The organism is Streptomyces ossamyceticus (assembly GCF_001418475.1).
In the GTDB taxonomy this organism is placed as follows: domain Bacteria; phylum Actinomycetota; class Actinomycetes; order Streptomycetales; family Streptomycetaceae; genus Streptomyces; species Streptomyces ossamyceticus.
Map to the genome: position 1 here is coordinate 1 of NZ_LIQX01000907.1, position 3,842 is coordinate 3,842.

Annotated in this window: 3 protein-coding genes; 1 reads left to right on the top strand and 2 read right to left on the bottom strand. The window is 74.6% G+C overall.

What is annotated here, in order from left to right:
* Positions 1-90 precede the first annotated feature (90 nt).
* Positions 91-1,137 carry a hypothetical protein gene (locus AOK15_RS40400; protein WP_055524138.1) on the top strand — a complete coding sequence of 349 codons (1,047 nt, stop codon included), beginning with the start codon at positions 91-93 and terminating at the stop codon, positions 1,135-1,137.
* A gap of 229 nt (positions 1,138-1,366) precedes the next feature.
* On the opposite strand, the gene AOK15_RS40405 is transcribed toward AOK15_RS40400, so the two are convergent.
* Both AOK15_RS40405 and AOK15_RS40410 read right to left on the bottom strand, forming a co-directional pair.
* The gene (locus tag AOK15_RS40405; RefSeq protein WP_055524140.1) at positions 1,367-2,596 is read right to left on the bottom strand and encodes an NAD(P)/FAD-dependent oxidoreductase; all 1,230 of its coding nucleotides are present in this window, start codon (positions 2,594-2,596) and stop codon (positions 1,367-1,369) included.
* A 205-nt stretch (positions 2,597-2,801) separates the two neighbouring features.
* Entirely contained in the window at positions 2,802-3,746 is a 945-nt protein-coding gene (locus AOK15_RS40410; protein ID WP_055524143.1) for an RNA polymerase sigma-70 factor, read from the bottom strand.
* Positions 3,747-3,842: the final 96 nt, after the last annotated feature.

Sequence of the window (3,842 nt, forward strand, 5' to 3'; positions counted from 1 at the left end):
GCCCGCTGACCGGCACCGCGCGCCGAAAAGCCCTGGCCCCGTGGGCGCCGGGCGCCCCATACTCCTGCGGGCGGACAGGGGGAGGGGCCCGTGGAGGTGTTCACGTGCGCGCGGTGCGACGCCGTGCTGACGGCGCCGCTGTCGCGGGTCGCGTGGGTCGCGTACGCCCATCACACCTACGGCAACGGGCATGCCCTGCCCGTGCTGATGGAAGCGGGGACGTACGCCGTCGACCCGGAGCCCTCCGGGCCGCCGTGGCGGCGGTGGAGCGAGATCGACCCGGCCGAGGCGGAGGCCCGCGGGGTGTTCGCGCCCGTGTACAGCCTGTCCCGCGGGGCGCCCGGCGCGATCGTCATGGCACCGGGTGACGCCCACGGCACCGTACTGATCCCCGAGCGCACCGGCGGGTTCTGTTGCGGTCTCGACGGCCGTGACGGCCCCAACCTGGCCTGCGCCCGGTGCGGGCGGGAGGTCGGGACCCGTATCGACGACTGCTCCCTGTGGCAGGCGACCTGGCTCGCGCCGAACGCCGTCCGACGTGTCGCCGACGGGGCGCCCCGCCCCGTCATGGCCTGGTCGGCCGTCGTGGAGCGGGAGCACGGCAGCCCGCCGGTCGACGCGAACGGCGCCTGGAACCCCCGCTGGGAACTGGCGGTCTCCGTGACCCTGGCCCATCTGGTGGCGGCCTCGGGCGGTGCGCCGGTCGGCGTCCCCGACGGTCCGCTCGCCGCGGCGTTCCGCCCGCCCCTCGACACCCTGCTCCCGCCGGGCCCGCCCGCCCTGCGCGCCGCCCTGGCCGGGCCCGGGCTGCCCGTCCCCGACCCGGTGCCGGACATCGCGATCGTCCCGCGCCATCCCCAGACCGGGGAGCCGTGGGCGCCGCCCCCCGGCGTCGCGGCCGTACCGCTCGACGCGGAGGTGTGGCTGGGGCTCGCCTTCCCCGCCGACCGCCCTCCCGTACCCGTGCACGGCCGGCTGCCCGACGGGGTCGAACGCGACGATCCCCTGCCGCCACGCCCCTGGCGGTCGCTGTGGCTGGTGGACCAGGTCTTCCTCCACACCCTGTCCCGCCTGCCCGCCGTCCGCGCACCCCGGCTGCGCGCCCTGTACGACAGGGAATCGGCTCGGTACCTCTGAGGCGGACCGCGCCGCGGCGGGGGTCCGGGCCGGGGACCGGTGCCGTCAGGGCTGCGGAGCGGGTCGCGCGCAGGCCGCCGAAGGGGGATGCCGCGCCCAGCCGCCGAGCGGGGCACGACCGCGCCGCCGAGCGGGGCCCTCTCGTCGAGAGCCCCGCTTCGTCGTCCGGACGGGTCTGCCGTGGGGGTCGGCCCGCGCCTTCCGGGGCGGTCCGTCCGCGTCGTACGGCTCAGGCTGCCGCCTCGACGGTGCGCTCCGGCTGCCCCGCCGCGTCGCCCCGGACGGTTCCGGTCGGCTTGTGGACCGTCCGCCGGCGGCGGGCCGGCATGCTGCCGACCGTCGGGTGGGCGACGCCCCAGGCCGCGCCCTTGCAGATGATCTCCTTGTAGAGGGCGGCGAGGCGGCCGGTGAGGGCCTTGGGGAGGGTCTGGTCGTCGGCGGTGACGAACTGGATCAGGCCCTCCTTGCGGCCCAGCGAGACACACTGCTGGAAGTAGCGGATCGGCACCTTCGGGGGCTCGGCGCCGGTCAGGCGGGCCGCGATGGCGTCGGCGGCCTGCCACGCGGTGGGGACGCCCGAGGCGCACGACATCCGCAGCGGCTTGTCGCCGGGGCCCCTCACCAGGGCCGCGTCGCCGATGGCGTACACCTCGGGGTGCGACACCGAGCGCATGGTCCTGTCGACCACGATCCGGCCGCCGTCCGAGACCTCCAACGTGGTGGCCTCCGCGATCGGGTGGACGGCGAAGCCGGTCGCCCACACGGTGACCGCGGCCGGGACGGACGTCCCGTCGGTCACGACGCGGTCGGCCTCGACGGCGGTGACGGCGGCGTGCTCGTGCACGGTGATGCCGAGCCTGCCGAAGACCTTCCGCAGATGGGCCCGGCCCTTGTCGGAGAGCCAGTCGCCGAAGCCGCCGCGGGCCACGAGGGCGACATCCAGGTCGGGGCGGCTCTCGGCGATCTCGGTCACCGCCTCCAGGCCGGTGAGTCCACCGCCGACGACGACCACGGGCTCGCCGGCGCCCAGCCCGGCCAGGCGCTCGCGCAGCCGGAGCGCCCCGGCGCGGCCGGAGATCTCGTGGGCGTGCTCGGCGGTGCCGGGGACACCCTGCGGGTTCCAGCCGCTGCCGAGGGCGTAGACGAGGGTGTCGTACTCCAGTTCCTGCGTCCCGGCGCCGTGCGCGTCGACGACGGAGACCGTCCTGCGGTCCGCGTCGATGCCGGCGACCTCGCCTAGCTTCAGCTCCACGCCGGTACCGGCGAACATCTCGTCGAACGGACGGGGCTTGAGGTCCTGGCCGACCGCCAGCTGGTGCAGGCGGACGCGTTCGACGAAGTCCGGCTCGGCGTTGACGAGGGTGATGGCGACGTCGTCGCGGTGCAGCCGCTTGGCGAGGCGCCCGGCGGCGGTGGCTCCGGTGTAGCCGGCTCCGAGAACGATGATGCGGTGCTGCATGTCCTGCTCCTGTCTGCGCGGGTCCGACGCTCTGCCTTGCTCGGTCACGCCCCTTGAACCGGGCAGCCCGCGGATTCCTGACAGGAAGTGGATGTGAACCAGGTCACACTCCCGTGGGGAGGGGTGACCTGGTCCGTCGAACGCCGCCGGACGCCGTCGGACGCCATCGGCGGTCGGCTCCTCGACGGGGTCGGGGTCGCGTGCGTCAGAAGGCGTGGAACAGGGGTTCCCCGTGGTCGCTGGCCGCCCAGACCTCCGTCGCGCGTTCCAGCTTGTCGGGGTTGACCTGGCTGCGGAACGCGACGATGCCGTCCGCGTCGATCTCCAGGCAGGTGACCCCGACGATCCGGCCGTCGACGACCGCGAGGATCGCGGGGCCGCCGTTGGCCGTCGTGACGTGGATCTCGGCGGAGCCGCCGATGATGGCCCGCTTGGCCGGGGTCGGCTTGAACAGGCCCCGCATGAACTTCGCGACCGCGAGGGCGCCCTCGAACGCCCTGGCACGGGCCGGGACCTTGCCGCCGCCGTCGCCGACCGCGATGGCGTCCGCGGTGAGCAGCTTGACCAGCGGCTCGGTCCTCCCGCTGGTGGCGGCCGCGAGGAACTCCTCGACGATCCGCCGGGCCGCGGCCTCGTCGATCTCCGTGCGCGCCTTGCCGGCCGCGACGTGCTTCTTCGCGCGGTGGAAGATCTGCTGGCTGGCGGCCTCACTGATGTCGAGGATCTCGGCGATCTCCCGGTGCGGGTAGTCGAACGCCTCCTTCAGCACGTACACCGCCCGCTCATTGGGGGTGAGGCGCTCCAGCAGGGTGAGGACCGCGTACGAGACGGACTCGCGCTGTTCGGCGGTGTCGGCGGGGCCGAGCATCGGGTCCCCGGCGAGCAGCGGCTCGGGCAGCCACTGGCCGACGTAGGTCTCCCGGCGGGCGCGGGCCGAGGTGAGCTGGTTGAGGCAGAGGTTGGTGAGCACCTTCGTCAGCCAGGCCTCGGGCACCTCGATCCGCTCGGCGTCGGTCCCCTGCCAGCGCAGGAACGTCTCCTGCACCGCGTCCTCGGCCTCGCTCGCCGAGCCGAGCAGCCGATAGGCGATCGCCTCCAGACGGGGCCTCGCCGCCTCGAACCGGTCCACGTCGTCCATCGTCAACGCCATGTCCCGGATCCTAGTAGTGGTTGGTCAGGTCAGTGTGCGGGTGGGTATGTCGCGGTTGCAGGTGGGGCAGGCGCCGGTCCAGGTTGCGAGGAGTGT

Excerpts from the sequence above, each read along its gene's own strand:
- AOK15_RS40405 (WP_055524140.1), bottom strand. The coding sequence starts at position 2,596 with ATGCAGCACCGCATCATCGTTCTCGGAGCCGGCTACACCGGAGCCACC.
- AOK15_RS40410 (WP_055524143.1), bottom strand. The coding sequence starts at position 3,746 with ATGGCGTTGACGATGGACGACGTGGACCGGTTCGAGGCGGCGAGGCCC.